Genomic DNA, 18,350 nt, shown 5'->3' on the forward strand with positions numbered 1-18,350 from the left:
AAAGAGCATGTTCGGCCTTCCGGCCCTGTCCCTGCCGGCGCTCAGCTTCGCCGCCCCCTGGGTGCTTGCGGCGCTGCTGACCCTGCCCATGCTGTGGTGGCTGCTGCGCGCCATGCCCCCCAGCCCCAAGCGCCAGAGCTTCCCGGCCATCCGCCTGCTGTTCGGACTGAACCCGCGCGAGGACGTCGCCGCCCGCACGCCGCTTTGGGTCGTGCTGATGCGCATGCTCCTGGCAGCATTGGTCATCCTGGCCGCCGCCCATCCCGTCATCAACAGTGCGCGCCCTCTTGCAGGCGACGGACCGCTGCTGGTGGCGGTGGATGACGGCTGGGCCGCCGCCCGCAACTGGAGCGCCCGCCGCGCCGCCCTGGAAGCCCTGATGGACCGGGCCGAGCGCCAGTCGCGGCCGGTCATCCTGCTGCCCACCGCGCCGCCCGCCGATGGCGGACCGATCAACGCCATCGGCCCCCTGCCCGCCCGCGAGGCAAGGCCGCTGGCCCAGGCCATGGCGCCCAAACCCTGGTCCGCCGACCGCGCCGCCGCCACCGAGGCGCTGGGCCGCCTGACCCTCGCCTCCAGCGTCTCCGCCTTCTGGCTGAGCGACGGCGTGGATGCCGGTCCGCCCGGCGCCGCCTCGGGCTTCGCCCTCGCTTTGCAACGCCTGGGCGGCGGGCTGGAGGTCATGGCCGAACCGCCCGGCGGGCTGGCCCGCCTCGTCCTGCCGCCGGTCCGCGAGGGCGGCGATCTGGTTCCCACCGTCAGGCGCCCCGCCGCCGGGCCGGAAGAGACGCTGTATCTGCGCGCGGTGGATGATTCCGGCCGCGTCGTCGGCCGCGAGGCCGTGACCATTCCCGCCGGTGAAACGCAGGTGGCGGCCCATATATCCCTGCCCGCCGAATTGCGGAACCGCGTGGTCCGCCTGGATATCGAGGACGAGGCCGGGGCCGGTTCCGTGGCACTGCTGGACGAACGCTGGCGCCGCCGCCCGGTCGGCGTCGTCTCGGGCCTGCCGCAGCAGGCCGACGCCCCGCTGCTCAGCGACGTCTATTACCTGGAACGGGCCCTGGCCCCCTATGCCGACCTGCGGCGCGGCGAGATCCGCGACCTGCTCAGCCGCGAATTGTCGGTGATGATCCTGGCCGATGTCGGCCAGATGGCCCAGCCGACCATCGCCGAGCTGGGCCGCTGGGTCGAGGGCGGCGGCGTGCTGCTGCGCTTCGCCGGTCCCAACCTCGCCCGGCTGGCCGATGCCGAACAGGCCGACGACCCGCTGCTGCCGGTGCGCCTGCGGGCCGGCGGGCGCTCGCTGGGCGGGGCGATGTCCTGGAGCGAGCCCCTGGGCCTCGCCCCCTTCCCCGATTACGGCCCCTTCGCGGGCCTGACCGCCCCTGCGGATGTACGCGTCGAACGCCAGGTGCTGGCCCAGCCCGCCATCGACCTGAACGAACGCACCTGGGCCCGCCTCAGCGACGGCACGCCGCTGGTCACCGCCATGCAGCGCGGCGAAGGCTGGGTGATCCTGGTCCACACCACGCCCAACGCCATGTGGAGCGACCTGCCGCTGTCGGGCGTCTTCGTCGACATGCTGCGCCGGATCGTCGACCTGTCCCAGGGCCTGGCGGGCGCCCAGACGCAGAACGCCCTGCCGCCCGCCGAATTGCTGGACGGTTTCGGACGGCTGCAGCCGGCGCGCGGCGCAGTGACCTCGCTGCGGCCCGAAGCCTTGGCCGAGACCATGCCCGGACCGCGCAATCCGCCCGGCTGGTACGGCGACGCCTCGGCCCGCCGCGCCCTCAACCTCGCCCCCCATATCGGCGAGACCGCCGCCCTGACGGTACCGCGCGGCGTCGGCATCCGCGGCTATGCCGATGCCCCGCGCGAACTCGACCTGAAGCCCTGGCTGATCGGCGCCGCCCTGATCCTGGCCATCATCGACACCATCGTCGCCCTGGCCCTGCGCGGCCTGCTGCCCACCGTCCGCCGCCGCGCCGCCGCCGGGGCGGGCGCCGTGCTGCTGGCCCTCGCCATCCTTGCCGCCATGCCCGGCACCGCCCAGGCGCAAGAGGCCGAGGTCGACATGGACTTCGCCCTGAGGGCGGCCCTGGAAACGCGGCTGGCCTATGTCCTGACAGGCAATCCCGAGGTGGACCGCATCAGCGAGGCCGGGCTCCACGGCCTGACCGAGGTGCTTTATCAGCGCAGCTCGGCCGAGCTGGCCGAACCCATGGCGGTGGATGTGGAAAGAGACATGCTGCTGTTCTTCCCGGTCATCTACTGGCCGGTCACCGAGGACCAGCCGCCGCCCTCGCCCGAGGCCCAGGCGCGGATCAACGACTACCTGCGCAATGGCGGCATGATCCTGTTCGACAGCGGCCCCATGGGCTCCGGCAGCGACGCCAGCGCCGGTGCCGCCTTGCAGCGCCTGACCGAGGGCCTGTCCATCCCCCCCTTGCAGCCCCTGCCCGACGACCATGTCCTGACCCGCACCTTCTTCCTGATGGACGAGATGCCGGGCCGCTGGACCGGCGCCACGATCTGGGTGGAAAGCGGCGAGAGCGGACGCAACGACAACGTCACGCCGGTGGTCATCGGCGGCAACGACTGGGCGGCCGCCTGGGCGCGGGACGAACGCCGCCAGCCTTTGTTCGCCACCGTCCCGGGCGGCGAGCGCCAGCGTGAACTGGCCTATCGCTTCGGCGTCAATCTGGTGATCCACGCCCTGACCGGGAACTACAAGGAAGATCAGGTCCACATCCCCATCATCCTGGAGAGGCTGGGCCAATGAACTGGCGGATGCCGCATATCGCCTTCGACCCGCTGCTGCCCGAACCCCTTCTGGCCATCCTGGCGGTGCTGGCCCTGCTGGTCGCCCTGTGGGGCATCGCCCGGCGCGCGCGGGGTGCGTGGCTTCGCCTGCTGCCGCTGGCCGTGCTGGTCATCGCCGCCCTCAATCCCCGCCTGGCGGCCGAGCAGCGCGAAGCATTGGACGACGTGGTCGTGGTGGTGGTGGATGAAAGCGCCAGCCAGCGCATCGGCAACCGCCAGCAGCAATCCGCCGAGGCCTTGGAAGCCGTGCAGCAGCGCCTAGGCCGCCTGGACGGGCTGGACGTCCGTATCGAGCATCTGCCACCTTCGGCCGGCGACCAGGGAACCCTGCTCTTCGAGGCCTTGGACCGTGCCGTCTCGGACGTGCCGCGCCGCCGCCTGGCGGGCAGCATCCTGATCACCGACGGCCAGGTCCACGACATCCCCCAGCAGCCGGGCGGCGCCCCGGTCCATGTGCTGCTGACCGGCGAACGCGACGAGGGCGACCGCCGCCTGGTGATCGAGCGCGCCCCCAGCTTCGGCCTGGTCGGACGCGACGTGACGGTGACCCTGCGGGTCGAGGACCCGGCACCCCAGGGCAGCGCCCTGGTCGATATCAGCATCAACGGCACGCCCGTTCAGTCGCGTCCGGTGCCGCTGAACCAGAGTCACGAGATCACCGTGCCCATCGAGCATGCCGGCCAGACGGTGGTGGAGCTCGAGGTCGAGGAAGGCCCGCGCGAATTATCGCTGGTCAACAACCGCACCGCCGTCGCCATCAGCGGCGTGCGCGACCGGCTGCGCGTGCTGCTGGTCTCGGGCGAGCCCCATGCCGGAGAACGCACCTGGCGCAACCTGCTGAAGGCCGACCCTTCGGTCGATCTGGTGCATTTCACCATTCTGCGCCCGCCGGAAAAGGACGACCGCACGCCGCTTTCCGAACTGGCCCTGATTTCCTTCCCGGTACGCGAGTTGTTCGAGGAAAAGCTGGAAGAATTCGATCTGGTGATCTTCGACCGCTACCGCCGCCGGGGCGTGCTGCCCTATGATTACTTCGTGAATATCGCCGAATATGTTCGCCAGGGCGGCGCCCTGCTGATGGCGGTGGGACCGGAATATACCGATCCCCTGACGCTTTACGACACGGCGCTGGAATCGGTCCTGCCCGGCCAGCCCTCGGGCCAGACCTACAACCAACCGTTCCGCCCCCTGGTGACCGAGCTGGGGCGGCGCCATCCCGTCACCGCCGGCCTGCCCGGCGCCGATGCCGAGGAACCGCAATGGGGCAGCTGGCTGCGCCAGTTGGGCGTCTACCAGAATGGCGGCATGGCGGTACTGTCGGGGGTCGACAACCAGCCCCTGCTGCTGCTCGACCATGTCGGTGAAGGCCGGGTGGCGCAATTGCTTTCGGATACGATCTGGCTGTGGGCGCGCGGTTTCGAGGGCGGCGGCCCGCAAGCGGAATTGCTGCGCCGCCTCGCCCATTGGCTGATGAAGGAACCGGAACTGGAAGAGGAACGCCTGACGGCGGAACTGCGCGGCGAGGAATTGCATATCCGCCGCCATTCCCTGTCGCCCCATCCCGCCAATGTCACCGTCACGCTGCCCGACGGGGAAGAGCGGCAGGTTCCCCTGACCGAGAATGGCGACGGCCAGGCCGAAGGCGTGCTGAGCGTGGATCAGCCCGGCCTCTATCACGTCAATGACGGCCAGCGCACCGCCATCGCCGCCGCCGGCAGCATCAATTCCAAGGAAATGGCCGAACTGGCCGCCACCGAGGAGAAGCTTCATCCCGTCGTCCAGGCGACCGGGGGCGGCATCCACTGGATCAGCGACGGCGTGCCGGACCTGCGCCGCGTCCAGCCGGAGCGGGCCGCGGTAGGCCGCAACTGGATCGGCCTGCGCGCCAATGGCGATTACATGGTCACGGCGATCCGCGACACGCCCCTGCTGCCGCCCGCCTTGCTCCTGCTGCTCGGCTTCGGCGGACTGATCCTGACATGGTGGCGCGAGGGGCGGTGACACGCCGCCCCGATCCGGACTCTCTAAGCCCGACTGCCTACGCTCCGGCACCGAATGCTGCCTCGGCTCAACCGATCCCGGCCCATTGTTTCCGACTAAGAGACAATTAAGTTCCAGACCGCCTCTTTGTGCCTTGCGCCGGAAGGCTCATATTCGCTCCACATGAATTTTTTATCCGATGGTGGAGACGCACAGATGGCGAAAATTCTCGTTCTTTACTACAGCGGCTGGGGTCATATCGAGCAGATGGCCAAGGCTGCCTGCGAGGGTGTACGGGAAGCCGGCGGCGAGGCCGTGCTCAAGCGCGTGCCCGAGCTGGTGCCTGAAGACGTCGCCAAGCAATCCTACATGAAGCTGGACCAGGATGCCCCCATCGCCAGCCCCAATGAACTGGCCGATTACGACGGTTTCCTGATCGGTTCGCCCACGCGCTTCGGCAACATGGCCGCGCAGATGCGCAACTTCCTCGACCAGACGGGTGGGCTGTGGGCCAAGGGTGCCCTGGTCGGCAAGCCCGCCGGCGCCTTCACCAGCACCGCCAGCCAGCATGGCGGCCAGGAAACCACCCTGACCTCGATGCATACCACCTTCCTGCATCACGGCATGGTGGTGGTCGGCCTGCCCTACACGACACCCGACCTGACCAATCTGGATGAGGTTTCGGGCGGCACCCCCTATGGCGCCAGCACCCTGGCCGCCGGCGACGGTTCGCGCCAGCCGAGCGAGGCCGAGCTGCGCATGATGCGCTTCCAGGCCGCCCATCTGACGCGCATCGCCGACAAGTTGAAGGGCTAACCTTCCTTCGAGACGGCCCTGCGGACCTCCTCAGGATGAGGTTCAAGCTGTTGAAACAGCCTCATCTTGAGGAGCCGCTTCAGCGGCGTCTCGAGGGGCGAAGGCGGACCAAAAATCCCCTCCCGCTTTCCCCGAAAGGACACAGACCATGATCGACCACCGCCCCTTCGAAAGCCTGGGCCGTTTCACCAATGACTGGCTGAACGCCCGCTATCATTTCAGCTTCGCCGATTATTACGACCGCAACCGCATGGGTTGGGGGGTGCTGCGGGTCTGGAACGACGACCAGGTCCGGCCCCATAAGGGCTTCCCGCCCCACGGGCACCGCGACATGGAGATCATCACCTATGTCCGCCGGGGCGCCGTCAGCCACGAGGACGGGCTGGGCAACAAGGGCCGCACGATTGCCGGGGACGTGCAGGTGATGTCGGCGGGTACCGGCATCATGCATGCCGAATACAACCGCGAGGACGAGGACACCCTGCTCTTCCAGATCTGGATCATCCCCGATCGCGCAGGCCACGCGCCGCGCTGGGAAACCCGTTCCTTCCCCAAGGAGCCGGGTTCGGGTCTGGTGCCGCTGGCGTCCGGGCGCGCCGAGCATAAGGACGCCCTGATCATCCATCAGGACGCGGCGATCCTGGGCGGCACCCTGGCCACCGGCAAGACCTTCGAGCATCCGATCAAGGGCCGCCGCGCCTATCTGGTCGCCGCCACCGGGCGTATCCGCGTTAACGGCACCGAACTCGGTCCCCGCGACGGCGCGGCCATCGAGGACGAGGACAGCATCGTCATCGAAGCGCTGGAGGATTCCGAAGTGGTCCTGGCGGATTTGCCGTAAAGCCAGACCGGCCCGTTCCATCCTTCGAGACCGACCTACTAGGGCCGTCTCGAAGGATGCCCGGCCCTCACGCCTCGGCGGGTGCGGAGATACGCCAGCATTTTTCCGCGAGGGCGATCAGCGACTCGTAGCCCCATTGCCCCTTGTCGTTGAGGCGGCGGACGAAATCGGTGGGAATGGCGGAAAGGCCGAGATGGGCGCCGGAAATGGCCCCGGCCATGGCGGCCACCGAATCGGTGTCGCCGCCGCCTTCGATGGCGATGGCGATGGTTTCCACATAATCGCGCGGATTGCGCAGGAAGGCGTAAAGCGCCCAGAGCACGCTGGGCACCACGAAAGCCGAGATGCCGCCACGCCAACGGCTGTCCACCCCCGGCGGCAGGCCGAATTGCGACACGGCCTTGGCCGCCTGGCCCGGCGGCAGGTCCAGCACGCCGCGCAACTGCCGCAGGCCGCCCGCCATGGTCGGGTCCAGACGCTGGGCCCAGTTGCGCAAGGGTTCGAGGAACCCCGCATCCACCGGACGGCCCCGTGCCGCCAGCGCCACGGCCCCGGCGATGACCACCGCCCCGGCCGAACAGCGCGGGTCGGCATGGGTGATGCGCCCCTGGTCGTGGGCGTTGCGGATCAGCGAAGCCGTATCCTCGCCATGCATCAGGCCGATGGGCCCGGCCCGCATGGCGCTGCCATTGCCGGCGGCCGGCGGCGGCGCCCCGGCTTCGTCCCAGGCCATCCCCTCGATCAGGCGCCGCGCCGCCTGGGCGGTGGTGCGGCCTTCGCCGACCACGCGGCCCTCGGCGAACAGGGCGCCGATCCGCCGGGCATAGTCCGCGGGATCGAAACGGCCCAGGGCGGCATAGCTGATCAACAATTCGCGCGCCAATTGGGAATCGTCGGAATATTGCCCGAACGCGAAGCCGTCGCGCGTCATCGGCGGCGGCCTGCGCGTCCGCACCCAGTCACGCGCATAGACGGCGCATTCCTCGGGCGACCGGCCTTCCACCAGGAAGCCCAGCGCATCCCCCACGCATTGCCCGATCAGGCAGCCCGCGAAGCGGTCCTTGCTCAAGCTCGTCATGGCCGGCCTTCCTCCCCTTCCGAAGGATTGTGGTATCAGCGTCGCGGCGGCTCGAACTCCGCCACCACGGGGGCATGATAGGTTTCCGGAGAGCCCCGGATCAGGCCCGGCGACACCAGTTCATCGCCCAATGTCTCGTTATGGACCTCGCAATGCCGGTACCAGCCCAGCAGGGGGCGGGACACCAGGATATGGTCCAGCATCTGGCGCCTGCCCAGATGGATCGCCGAAAAGCGCTGGGACTCCGACAGCGAGCGGTCCAGCGGCACCATGATCCGCCCGGCGAGATGGCCGTTGGCGGCATCCTCCTCGTCACCGCAGATGATGCGCAAGGGCGGATCCCGCTCTTCCGCATTGAAGTCGCCGCAGACCACGACCAGGGCTTCCGGGTCGTCGTCGAACAGGCGGTCGAGCAGCAGGCGGACCTCCAGCGCCTGTCCGGCGGCCTTGATGGTGGCGAGGAAATATCCCTCGGCCCAGCCGCCGATGCTCTGCCACACCCCATGCCCCTTCTGGCCCGGCAGGAAGGAGGCGCGCGGGGCGCGCAGATGCAGGTTCAGCACATGCAGCCGCTGTCCGGTCTCCAATGTCACCACGCTGTGCAGGAAAGGACGGTCCCATTCCACATCCATGCCGTCCTCCCCCTCCGAACTGGTCACCGAGCAATGACGGGGGCGGTCCACCAGATCGTGCCAGACCTGGGTATGGCTCTCGATGGGGAAACGCGACATCAGCACTAGGTTATGCCTGTCTGCAGGCTTCCCGCCGCTGCTGCTTTCCATGCAGACCCGGTGGTAGCCCGCATATTCCGTGCCCTCGACCAGGGCATCCAGGGCGGCCAGGGAACGCGGCCCCTTCTTGCCGCCTTCGGCATTGACCTCCTGCAGGCATAGGAGATCGGCGCGCAGGCGATGCAATTGCGGGCGCAGGACCCTCAGGCGGTCGTCGAAATCGATGCCGTCCTCTGGCTCGGTGTCGAGGTTTTCCAGATTGAAGGTGGCGATGCGCAACGTCAGGCTCATCCTTTCGGGCTCCCAATGGACGGCCCCTTTAGATGGCGGCGCCGCCCCCTTTCGCCAATGCCCCCGTTTTCAGCCCTTGCGGGTGGCGACTCAAGTATAAGCCCTCCTTTCTCCTTATCCCAAGGGCAAAGCCCTACAGAGAAGCCGGTTGCGGCTGCTTGCGGCAATAGTGTATTGGTCGAAGCTGGGGAAGGGGCTCCCATTCGGTTTGTGCCGATCGGGGAAATCAGTCTTGATGTGTAGTAGGCAGCCGCCCCCACAGGGGAGGGGACGGTTGTTTCGGGTGGAACGAGGGGGGCCATGACCACAGGTACGGAAAAGAAATTGTTCACCGCCGAAATCCAGCGGATGCGCATGAAAAACGCACCTGCCGCCTCGGTCTCCTTGGGCTTGCCGGCGGGGATGACGGAAGGCGGCACAGCGGAAATCCTGGCCGCCATCGGCAGCTTGAAGGGGGATATCGCCCGGCTGGAGCGCATGCTGGCGCCCGAGCCCGAAATCCCGGCCGAAGAGGCGCAGCAGAGCGAGGCGGACAGCCTGCTCGAAAGCAAGAAGGCCGAGGTCCAGCTCCTGCGCACCGAATTGCGGGCCCTGGCGGTCTGCATCCAGCAGACCAAGCAGGAAATCGCGGCCTTGCGTCCGTCCTATAGCGACGACGACCGCCTGATGGCCGTGACCTTCGAACTGGACGCCATCGTCACCGCGACCGAACGCGCCACCCAGAACATCCTGGATGCGTCGGAAAGGATCGACAACCTCAGCCACAACATCCGCTCGCAGGCCCAGGACAGCCACACGCAGCAGCTGGCCGAGGAAATCGTCGAGCATGTGGTGACCATCTTCGAGGCCTGCAACTTCCAGGACATCACCGGCCAGCGCATCACCAAGGTCGTCAACACGCTGAAATACATCGAGGACCGGGTCAACGCCATGGTCGAGATCTGGGGCGCCGACGGCTTCCTCGACCTTCCCCAGGCGGTCGAAGACAAGCCGGAAGACGACGACAGCAAGCTGCTCAACGGCCCGCAGCTCGAGAACAAGGGCATCAGCCAGGACGAGATCGACAAGCTGTTCGGCTGAGAACGCGAAAGCAGAAGCCTTGGCTTCAAGGGATCTCTTGGGCTCCGCCCAAGCCCGCAAAGGGCCTAAAGGCCCTTTGATCCCTTTGATTTCGTAGGGCCCCGGAGCCCGAGGGTCCGCCTCACCCTTCGAGACGCCGCTGACGCGGCTCCTCAGGGTGAGGCTAATTTTATATTTTATTCAAAGAGATAAACCTCATGCTGAGGAGGCCCAAAGGGCCGTCTCGAAGCATGGGCTGGCGCTCGGACAATTCTTCGCAAGTTTTCCGGCCTGAGGAAAAGCGCTTTTCCCTTCCTCCAGGTGCCAGTTTCCCTCGCTCAGTGATGCTGCCCGCGATGGCCGTGGCCGCCCTGGTGCCCCTCGGGGACATCCCTCAGCATGGCACCGACGCCGCGCACCTCCATCTGGATCTCCAGGCTTCCGGCCTGTTCGAATTCCAGGGTCACCGGAACGACTTCATCCTGCACCAGGGGCTTTTCCAGCCCGATGAACATCACATGCAGGCCTCCCGGCTGCATGCTGACCGTCTCGCCCGGCGGCAGGTCGATGTGATCGACCGGACGCATCCGCATGACCTCGCCCTCCCGGACATGGGTATGCAGTTCCACATCGGGGGCGATGGGCGAGCTGGCGCCGACCAGCCGGTCGGGTTGTTCGCCGTTATTGACGATCTGCATGAAACCGCCGCCCACCCGCGCCGTCGGCGGGGTGGCCCGTGCCCAGGGCTCGGAAACCGTGATGGAACCGGCGGTGAATTCCGCCGCCATGGCCGGCTGCACAAAAGCCGCGACGGCCAGACCGGCGGCGAGCAAGATGGTCTTCATTCATACCCTCCCCAATGGAAAGCGCAGGATCACGCTTCTGCTGCTTCCTTCAGGCCCTTGCGGGCCAGTTCGTCGGCTCTTTCATTCTCGGGATGACCGGCATGGCCCTTGACCCAGTGCCAGGTGATGGAATGACGGGCGGCGGCCTCGTCCAGGGCCTTCCACAGATCCTCGTTCTTCACCGGCTTCTTGTCGGCGGTCTTCCAGCCCCGCGCCTTCCAGCCCTTGATCCATTCCGAAATGCCTTTCTGCACATATTGGCTGTCGGTATAGACGGCAACCTTGCAGGGGCGGGTCAGGGCGGACAGCCCCTGGATGACCGCCATCATCTCCATGCGGTTGTTGGTGGTCGCTGGTTCCCCGCCGCAGAGTTCCTTCTCGACGCCGCGAAAGCGCAGGATCGCGCCCCAGCCGCCGGGGCCGGGATTGCCCGAACAGGCGCCGTCGGTGAAGAGTTCCACCACGTCGGGCGAAGCGGACTCGCTCATGCCGCTTCCAGGCCGTAGGCGCCGGGGCTGGTGACGCCGCTGTGGAAGCGCAGCTTGTGCAGGTATTCCAGCGGATCCTTGCGCTTGACCAGGGCACCGGCGGGCGTGTTCAGCCAGTCATAAAGGCGGGTCAGCAGGAAGCGCATGGCGCTGCCGCGCGCCAGCAGCGGCAAGGCCGCCAGTTCCTCCGTCGTGATCGGACGCACGCGGCGATAGCCGTTCAGCATCATCCGCGCCTTGGTGGCATTGAAGGCGCCGTCCGGCTCGAAGCACCAGGCATTCAGGCAGATAGCGATATCATAGGCGAAGAAGTCGGTGCAGGCGAAATAGAAGTCGATGATCCCCGAGACCCGGTTGCCCAGGAAGAAGACGTTGTCGGGGAACAAGTCGGCATGGATGACCCCCTTGGGCAGGTCGGTCGGCCACTGCGCCTCCAGCAGGTCCAGTTCCTCGCGCAGGACGGCGGCGAGGCCGGGACGCACCTCGTCGGCGCGGTCCTGTTCGGCCTCGAACAGCGGCCGCCAGCCGGAAACCGACAGGCTGTTGGGCCTGGTGCCGGGGAAACCGGCGCCGGCCAAATGCATCTCGGCCATGGCCCCGCCCAGCAATCCGCAATGTTCGGCAGTGATGCGCCGGGGCGACATGCCTTGCAGGAAGGTGATGATGCAGGCCGGGCGGCCGCAAAGCTCGCGCAGGGATTCGCCGTCGCGGCCATGGATCGGCGTGGGACAGGCCAGGCCGTTTTCCGCCAGATGCTCCATCAGGCCGATGAAGAAGGGCAGATCCTCGCGCCGCACGCGCTTCTCGTAGAGCGTCAGGATGAAGCTGCCGGTGGTGGTCTGCAGCAGGTAGTTGGAATTCTCCACCCCTTCGGCGATGCCCTTGCAGGAGACGACTTCGCCAATCTGGTACTGAGCGACGAAGGCGAACAATTCCTCGTCGGAAACTTCGGTATAAACGGCCATGGATAGTCCTAGGCGGTAAGCGCGGCGGGCAGTTTGAAGGAAATCGTCTCGTCCGTCACCGTCACTTCCTCGATCGTGACGTCGAAATGGGTACGCGCGGCGTCCAGCACTTCCTCGATCAGGATGTCGGGGGCCGAGGCCCCGGCGGTGACGCCCAGCACGGAGATGTCGGCCAAGGTCGACCAATCCAGGTCGGAGGCCCGCTGCACCAGCATCGAACGTTCGCAGCCGCTGCGCGCCGCCACTTCCACCAGGCGCTTGGAATTCGACGAATTGGGCGCCCCCACGACCATCAGCGCATCGCAGCGCCCGGCAATGGCCTTGACCGCCTGCTGGCGGTTGGTGGTGGCATAGCAGATATCCTCCTTGCGCGGCCCGACCATGGCGGGGAAACGGGCGCGCAGGGCCTCGACGATGGCGGCGGTGTCGTCCACCGACAAGGTGGTCTGGGTGATGAAGGACAGCTTTTCCGGATCGGCCGGTTCGAGCTTCGCCACATCCTCCAGCGTTTCCACCAGGATCATCGTCCCTTCGGGAACCTGGCCCATGGTGCCCACCACTTCGGGATGGCCGGCATGGCCGATCATGATGATCTGGCGGCCGTCGCGCCAATGCTGCTGGGCCTCGTAATGGACCTTGGTGACCAGCGGGCAGGTGGCGTCGAGATAGAAGAGATTGCGGCGCTCGGCCTCGGCCGGCACCGATTGCGGCACGCCATGGGCGGAAAAGATCACCGGCACGCCATCGGGCACGTCGTCCAGTTCATCGACGAAAATGGCGCCCTTGGCCTTCAGGTCCTCGACCACGAAGCGGTTGTGCACGATCTCGTGGCGCACATAGACCGGCCGGCCATATCTGCGCAGCGCCTCCTCGACGATATGGATGGCGCGGTCGACGCCGGCGCAGAAGCCACGAGGGCTGGCGAGCAGAATGGTCAGCTTCTGTTTCGTCATGACAGGCCGTTGTTGTTCCTGAAGGTATCCCATTGCCATCCGCAAGGAATAGAAGAGCCCTATCCCTTGGCGCGGGCAGCATTGCCGTCTTGTGCGCCGTCGCGCGGTTCCGTAAAGTCTCGACGCCAGCAATAGCAGAATTGCACCGAAACAAAAAGGTAGTCGGCACCGCGCCCTCCGCCCTGCCATATGGGGGCAATACGGACGGTCTGCCGCTTATCCGAAAGGCCAGCCTTCCCCATGCGTATTGCACCCTTTGCCGTCCTCGCCGCCGCTGCCCTGCTTTCCGCCTGCGGAACCTCCCAACGGGCCGAGGCACCGCCCTGCCCGCCCGTTTCCGTGCTGGCCGATGCAAGCGAGATGACCCGCTTCCGCCCCGGGCCGGGGCGCGACATCACCGATGTGGAACTGGAGGCCGAGATCACCGGCTTCCGCGGCAGCTGCGTCTATCGCGGCAATACGGCCCATATGACCCTGGCCGTCGCCATCGAGGTCAAGCGCGGCCCCGCCGCCCAGGGACGCGAGGCCGACCTGCCCTTCTTCCTGGCGATCCCCGCCTTCTATCCGGCCGACGAAGCCAAGGCAGTGCTGCCCGTGCGCATCGCTTTCCCGCCGAATGTGGAGGCCGTGCGTTATGTGGAAGAGAATATCGAGCTTACGGTGCCGATGAAGGAAGGCGAAGCGCTGGAGACCTATCGCATCTATCTCGGCCTGCAACTGGATGAAGCCCAGTTGGAGTATAATCGCCAACAAAGATAACGTGACGTTGATTTTCTTTCGGCAGCACCTACACTCGCGCTAGAGGATTTCTGCCTGGACGTGCCGGTGACAGCGCACCGGGGCTTGAAAGGCCGCCTCCCCCATCGAAGATGAACGAAGGGCGGCCGGTCGCGACGACCGGCCGCCTTCCGAGGAGGGAATGGTGACCGACAGCGATCAGATCCTGCTGAGCACGCCCCTGGCGGCGCTGCACCGTGAACTTGGCGCCCGCATGGTGCCCTTCGCCGGCTATTCCATGCCGGTGCAATATCCCGAAGGCATCCTCAAGGAACATTTGCACTGCCGGTCCCAGGCGGGATTGTTCGACGTCTCGCATATGGGCCAGCTGGTGCTGCGCGGCCCCGGCCTGGCCGCTGCGCTGGAACGGCTGGTGCCGGGCGACATCCAGGCGCTGGCACCGGGAAGGCAGCGCTATACCCTGCTGACCAATGAAGACGGCGGCATCATCGACGATTTGATGGTCGCCAATGGCGGCGACTATCTGGCCCTGGTGGTCAATGCCGCCTGCACGACCAAGGACGTCGCCCATCTGCGCGCCGGGCTGCCCGACGAGATCGAGATGACGCTGCTCGACGGCCAAGCCCTGCTGGCGCTGCAAGGTCCGGCGGCGGCCAAGGCGCTGGGCCGCCTGCTGCCGGCGGTGGCGGAGATGCGTTTCATGGATTATCGCGTCCTGTCGCTGGAAGGAGTCGAGGTCGGCATCACCCGCTCGGGCTATACCGGCGAGGACGGGTTCGAGATCTCCCTGCCCGGCCAGGAGGCCGAAAATCTCGCGCGGCGCCTGCTGGACATGCCGGACGTGGCGCCGGTGGGACTGGGGGCGCGGGATTCCCTGCGGCTGGAAGCGGGGCTGTGCCTTTACGGCGCGGATATCGACGCCACCACCACGCCCGTCGAAGCCAACCTGACCTGGACGATTTCCAAGAGGCGACGCGCGGAAGGCGGCTTCCCCGGCGCCGAAATCATCCTGCGCCAGATCAAGGAAGGCACGGTGCGGCGGCGCGTGGGCATCCGCCCCGCAGGCCGCGCTCCGGCCCGCGCCCATACCGAAATCACCGATGCCGATGGCCAAAGCATCGGCGAGATCACCAGCGGCGGCTTCGGCCCCAGCGTCGGAGGCCCCGTCGCCATGGGCTATGTGGACACATCCCATGCCGAACCCGGCACGCCCTTGCGCCTGATGGTGCGCGGCAAGGTCCACGACGCCCAGGTGGTCGCCCTTCCCTTCGTTCAACATCGCTACGTCACGTCGTCTTAGGGGGCTGATTCATGAGCGAAACCCGTTATACCCGCGACCATGAATGGGTGCGGATCGAGGAAGAAGGTATCGCCACCGTGGGCATTTCCGAATATGCCCAGCAGCAATTGGGAGATGTGGTCTTCGTGGAACTGCCAGCCATCGGAAAATCCATCGTCCAGGGCGGCGAAGCGGCAGTGGTGGAATCGGTCAAGGCGGCTTCCGAAGTCTATGCCCCGGTCAGCGGCGCGGTGATCGAGGCCAATGACGCCCTGACCGATACCCCGGCCCTGGTCAACGAGGATGCCGAGGGCGAAGGCTGGTTCTTCCGCGTCGAAATGAGCGATCCCTCGGAACTGGATTCCCTGATGGACGTGGACGAATACACCGACTACATCCAGGGCCTGGAGTAAGCCAGCAATGCGCTACCTGCCGCTCACCGACACCGACCGCCGCGCCATGCTCGACGCCATCGGCGCAGAGTCGGTGGACGACCTGTTCCGCGACGTCCCCCAGGCGGCAAGGCGGGACGGCTTCGACCTGCCAAGCCACAAGGGCGAGCTGGCGGTCGAGCGGCTGCTGACCAAAATGGCCGGGCGCAACGTCCCGGCCGGATCGGTGCCCTTCTTCCTCGGCGCCGGGGTCTACCGCCACCATATCCCGGCGGCGGTGGACCACCTGATCCAGCGCGGGGAATTCCTGACCTCCTACACGCCCTACCAGCCCGAGGTCAGCCAGGGCACGCTGCAATACCTGTTCGAGTTCCAGACCCAGGTGGCGCTGATCACCGGCATGGAGGTGGCCAACGCCTCCATGTATGACGGCGCCACCGGCTGCGCCGAGGCGGCCATCATGGCCTGCCGCATCACCAAGCGCCGCCGCGTGCTGCTGTCGGGCAGCCTGCATCCCCATTACCGCAGCGTCACCGAGACGCAGCTGCGCTTCACCGACATGAAGCCGGAAATCCTGCCGCCCGATCCCATCGCCATCGAAGACCTGCTGGGCCGGGTGGATTCGCAGACGGCCTGCGTGGTGGTGCAGAATCCCAGCTTCTTCGGCTGCCTGACCGATTACACCACCCTGGCCCAGGCCTGCCACGAGGTCGGCGCCCTGCTGGTCGTGGCGGTGACCGAGCCGGTGTCGCTGGGCCTGGTCAAGAGCCCCGGCGAAATGGGCGCCGATATCGTGGTGGCCGAGGGCCAATCCATCGGCGTGGGGATGAATTTCGGCGGACCGGGGCTGGGCCTGTTCGCCACCCGCACCAAGTATCTGCGCCAAATGCCGGGGCGTCTCTGCGGCGAGACGGTGGATGCCGACGGCAAGCGCGGCTGGGTGCTGACCCTGTCCACGCGCGAGCAGCATATCCGCCGCGAAAAGGCCACCAGCAACATCTGCACCAATTCCGGCCTCTGCGCCCTGGCCTTTTCCATCCATATGAGCCTGCTGGGCGAGGCCGGCTTCACCCGACTGGCCGAGATCAACCACGCCAATGCGGTGATCCTGGCCGAAAAGATGACCCGCCTGCCCAATGTGAAGATCCTGCCGCGCAGCTTCTTCAACGAATTCGCCGTGATCCTGCCGCGCCCGGCGGCGCTGGTGGTGGACCGGCTGGCCGAGGAAGGGATCCTGGCCGGCGTTCCGGCCTCGCGCTTCTATCCCACCTGGCCGGAACTGGAAGACGTGCTGCTGGTCGCCGCCACCGAAACCACCACGCCCGAAGACATGGATGCCCTGGTCACCGCCCTGGGAGCGGTGCTGACCGAGGAGAAGCAGTGATGGCCGAAACCGTTTCCGGCAATCGTGGCCTGCTGATCGAGGAAAAGCTGATCTTCGAGCAGGACAGCCCTGGTCACACCGGCGTCGACCTGCCCGAACCCGAAGCCGTCAACGACCGTCTGGGCGGCTTGCGGCGTCAGGGCCCCATCGGCCTGCCGGGCCTGTCCGAACCCCAGGTGATCCGCCACTACACCCGCCTGTCGCAGAAGAATTACGGCATCGATAGCGGCTTCTATCCGCTCGGCTCCTGCACCATGAAACACAATCCGCGCCTGAACGAGCGTATGGCGCGGTTGCCGGGCTTCGCCGACATCCATCCCTTCCAGCCCCAATCCACCGTGCAGGGCGGGCTGGAACTGATCCATAGCTTGGCGGAATGGCTGAAGGCGCTGACCGGCATGCCCGCCGTCGCCATGACGCCCGCCGCCGGTGCCCATGGCGAACTCTGCGGCCTGATGACCATCCGCGCCGCGCACGAGGACAAGGGCGAAACGCAGCGCAGCCGCGTCCTGGTGCCCGAATCGGCCCATGGCACCAATCCCGCCACGGCGGCGGCCTGCGGCTACAGCGTCGAATCCATTCCCGCCAATGACCGGGGCCGGGTCGATCTGGCGGCGCTGAAGGCCAAGCTCGGCCCCGATGTCGCCGCCATCATGCTGACCAATCCCAATACCTGCGGCCTGTTCGAGAACGAGATCATCGAGATCGCCGAGGTGGTCCATCAAGCCGGGGCCTATTTCTACTGCGACGGCGCCAATTTCAACGCCATCGTCGGGCGGCTGCGCATCGCCGACCTGGGCATCGACTGCATGCATATCAACCTGCACAAGACCTTCTCGACGCCCCATGGCGGCGGCGGTCCCGGTGCCGGTCCGACCGTTCTGAGCGAGGCCCTGGCGCCCTACGCCCCGCTGCCCGTCGTGGTGCAGGACGAAGACGGCTTCCGCCTGATCGAACATGCCCATGACTGGCAGGACGGCAAGCCGCTGGGCCGCCTGAAAGGCTATCACGGCCAGTTCGGCGTCTTCGTCCGCGCCCTGTCCTACATCCTGTCCATGGGCGCCGACGGCCTGGCCCAGGCCTCGGGCGATGCGGTGCTGAACGCCAATTACCTGCTGGCCCGGCTAGGGGATGTGCTGACTCCCTCCTTCGACGGCCCCTGCATGCACGAAGCCCTGTTCGACGACCGCTTCCTGAAGGATACGGGCGTCACCACGCTGGACTTCGCCAAGGCCCTGATCGACGAAGGCGTCCATCCCATGACCATGTATTTCCCGCTGGTCGTCCACGGCGCCCTGCTGATGGAGCCGACCGAGACGGAAAGCAAGGCCACGCTGGACGGCTTCATCGCCGTGGTCCGCGCCCTGGCCGAGCGCGCCAAGGCGGGCGATGCCGAATACTTCAAGCAGGCCCCCCGCCTCACCCCTCGCCGCCGCCTCGACGAAACCAAGGCCGCCCGTTCGCCTGTCCTGCGCTGGACCCCACCGCCGGAGGACAAGGCGGCGGAATAAGGGGAAGAGTCTGCCAGCCTGCTCGGAATGTCTCCACCTTTGGCCCGCCTTGTCCCTTCGAGACGGCCCTTCGGGCCTCCTCATGCTGGAGACCTTTGCGCGGGGGAGGATCGGCCTTTTAGGTGGCAAATCGAGGCTGCTTTGCCCTTAACAAAACCGCCGCCAGAGCTTGA

At 66.8% G+C, this 18,350-nt stretch carries 16 protein-coding genes; 10 read left to right on the top strand and 6 right to left on the bottom strand.

Going from position 1 to position 18,350, the window contains the following annotated elements; all coding sequences use genetic code 11:
- Positions 1 to 7 precede the first annotated feature (7 nt).
- From EPD66_RS04825 to EPD66_RS04840, 4 genes are all read left to right on the top strand, one after another.
- Positions 8 to 2,785 carry a DUF4159 domain-containing protein gene (locus tag EPD66_RS04825; RefSeq protein WP_142847339.1) on the top strand — a complete coding sequence of 926 codons (2,778 nt, stop codon included), beginning with the start codon at positions 8 to 10 and terminating at the stop codon, positions 2,783 to 2,785.
- Positions 2,782 to 4,827, top strand: a complete 2,046-nt coding sequence (locus EPD66_RS04830; RefSeq protein ID WP_142847340.1) for a hypothetical protein — start codon at positions 2,782 to 2,784, stop codon at positions 4,825 to 4,827. The genes EPD66_RS04825 and EPD66_RS04830 overlap by 4 nt, the downstream gene beginning before the upstream one ends.
- 195 nt (positions 4,828 to 5,022) lie before the next feature.
- Positions 5,023 to 5,622, top strand: coding sequence for an NAD(P)H:quinone oxidoreductase (gene wrbA / locus EPD66_RS04835; RefSeq protein ID WP_142847341.1), 600 nt, complete (start codon positions 5,023 to 5,025; stop codon positions 5,620 to 5,622).
- A gap of 148 nt (positions 5,623 to 5,770) precedes the next feature.
- Positions 5,771 to 6,463 (top strand): pirin family protein, encoded by a 693-nt coding sequence (locus EPD66_RS04840; RefSeq protein ID WP_142847342.1) that lies wholly within the window; start codon positions 5,771 to 5,773, stop codon positions 6,461 to 6,463.
- 67 nt (positions 6,464 to 6,530) lie between these two features.
- Here EPD66_RS04840 and EPD66_RS04845 read toward each other — a convergent pair whose 3' ends face one another.
- Together EPD66_RS04845 and EPD66_RS04850 are read right to left on the bottom strand one after the other, a co-directional pair.
- Positions 6,531 to 7,541 (bottom strand): ADP-ribosylglycohydrolase family protein, encoded by a 1,011-nt coding sequence (locus EPD66_RS04845; protein ID WP_142847343.1) that lies wholly within the window; start codon positions 7,539 to 7,541, stop codon positions 6,531 to 6,533.
- Between the two features lie 35 nt (positions 7,542 to 7,576).
- Positions 7,577 to 8,563, bottom strand: a complete 987-nt coding sequence (locus EPD66_RS04850; protein ID WP_142847344.1) for an endonuclease/exonuclease/phosphatase family protein — start codon at positions 8,561 to 8,563, stop codon at positions 7,577 to 7,579.
- Between the two features lie 300 nt (positions 8,564 to 8,863).
- On the opposite strand from EPD66_RS04850, the gene EPD66_RS04855 reads away from it, so the two are divergent.
- Positions 8,864 to 9,643, top strand: coding sequence for a protein phosphatase CheZ (locus EPD66_RS04855; protein ID WP_142847345.1), 780 nt, complete (start codon positions 8,864 to 8,866; stop codon positions 9,641 to 9,643).
- 317 nt (positions 9,644 to 9,960) lie between these two features.
- Here the strand turns inward: EPD66_RS04855 and EPD66_RS04860 are convergent, their stop codons facing one another.
- From EPD66_RS04860 to ispH, 4 genes are read right to left on the bottom strand one after another with little or no spacing between them, the layout of a single operon-like run.
- A complete protein-coding gene (locus EPD66_RS04860; protein WP_142847346.1) occupies positions 9,961 to 10,467 on the bottom strand; it encodes a copper chaperone PCu(A)C in 507 nt (168 codons plus the stop codon).
- Positions 10,468 to 10,496: 29 nt separating this feature from the next.
- Positions 10,497 to 10,955, bottom strand: coding sequence for a ribonuclease HI (gene rnhA, locus EPD66_RS04865; RefSeq protein WP_142847347.1), 459 nt, complete (start codon positions 10,953 to 10,955; stop codon positions 10,497 to 10,499).
- Positions 10,952 to 11,920, bottom strand: a complete 969-nt coding sequence (locus EPD66_RS04870; protein ID WP_142847348.1) for a homoserine kinase — start codon at positions 11,918 to 11,920, stop codon at positions 10,952 to 10,954. The genes rnhA and EPD66_RS04870 overlap by 4 nt, the downstream gene beginning before the upstream one ends.
- Positions 11,921 to 11,928: 8 nt before the next feature.
- Positions 11,929 to 12,873, bottom strand: coding sequence for a 4-hydroxy-3-methylbut-2-enyl diphosphate reductase (gene ispH, locus EPD66_RS04875; protein WP_142847349.1), 945 nt, complete (start codon positions 12,871 to 12,873; stop codon positions 11,929 to 11,931).
- A gap of 240 nt (positions 12,874 to 13,113) precedes the next feature.
- On the opposite strand from ispH, the gene EPD66_RS04880 reads away from it, so the two are divergent.
- From EPD66_RS04880 to gcvPB, 5 genes are all read left to right on the top strand, one after another.
- Complete coding sequence (locus tag EPD66_RS04880; protein WP_142847350.1) at positions 13,114 to 13,632, top strand: hypothetical protein; 519 nt, start codon at positions 13,114 to 13,116, stop codon at positions 13,630 to 13,632.
- 160 nt (positions 13,633 to 13,792) lie between these two features.
- Entirely contained in the window at positions 13,793 to 14,911 is a 1,119-nt protein-coding gene (gene gcvT, locus EPD66_RS04885) for a glycine cleavage system aminomethyltransferase GcvT (protein ID WP_185961255.1), read from the top strand.
- A gap of 11 nt (positions 14,912 to 14,922) precedes the next feature.
- Positions 14,923 to 15,303 (top strand): glycine cleavage system protein GcvH, encoded by a 381-nt coding sequence (gene gcvH / locus EPD66_RS04890; protein ID WP_142847351.1) that lies wholly within the window; start codon positions 14,923 to 14,925, stop codon positions 15,301 to 15,303.
- A gap of 7 nt (positions 15,304 to 15,310) precedes the next feature.
- Positions 15,311 to 16,666 (top strand): aminomethyl-transferring glycine dehydrogenase subunit GcvPA, encoded by a 1,356-nt coding sequence (gene gcvPA / locus EPD66_RS04895; RefSeq protein WP_142847352.1) that lies wholly within the window; start codon positions 15,311 to 15,313, stop codon positions 16,664 to 16,666.
- Positions 16,666 to 18,177 carry an aminomethyl-transferring glycine dehydrogenase subunit GcvPB gene (gcvPB, locus tag EPD66_RS04900; RefSeq protein ID WP_142847353.1) on the top strand — a complete coding sequence of 504 codons (1,512 nt, stop codon included), beginning with the start codon at positions 16,666 to 16,668 and terminating at the stop codon, positions 18,175 to 18,177. Before gcvPA ends, gcvPB begins: the two co-directional genes overlap by 1 nt.
- The last annotated feature ends 173 nt before the right edge of the window (positions 18,178 to 18,350 follow it).

Source organism: Telmatospirillum sp. J64-1, assembly GCF_006980715.1.
In the GTDB taxonomy this organism is placed as follows: Bacteria; Pseudomonadota; Alphaproteobacteria; order Rhodospirillales; family Magnetospirillaceae; genus Oleiliquidispirillum; species Oleiliquidispirillum nitrogeniifigens.